The organism is Carboxydothermus islandicus (assembly GCF_001950325.1).
Taxonomy (GTDB): Bacteria; Bacillota; Z-2901; order Carboxydothermales; family Carboxydothermaceae; genus Carboxydothermus; species Carboxydothermus islandicus.
The window spans coordinates 1-289 of record NZ_BDJL01000071.1 but is presented as its reverse complement, the minus strand read 5'-3'; the positions used below and the strand labels follow the sequence as shown (position 1 = coordinate 289).

Annotated in this window: 1 pseudogene; it reads left to right on the top strand. The window is 44.3% G+C overall.

Annotated elements, in window-relative coordinates:
• Nucleotides 1–55: 55 nt before the first annotated feature.
• Nucleotides 56–289, top strand: a pseudogene (locus ciss_RS13595) (DDE transposase); the annotation flags it as partial.

The window sequence follows — 289 nt, the reverse complement described above, 5'->3', positions numbered from 1 at the left end:
TAACTACAAAGGTAACGTTTATTGTTATTGCCCGAAAACAAACACGCGGAGAGAAATGGCAAACGGAGGCTTTGAAAAAGAGCGAAACACATTGAAGAAATTGTGTCCAGCCAAGCAGTATGGAATAACCTGCGAAGGGCAAGAAACGTGTCCGGTAGTTCAAGGGATACGAATCCCATTAAAGGAAGACCGAAGGATCTTCACGCCGATAGATCGGGCAAGCTACAAGTGGGAAAGAGAGTACAAAAAACGTACCAGCGTAGAACGAGTGAACAGCAGATTAGATGTT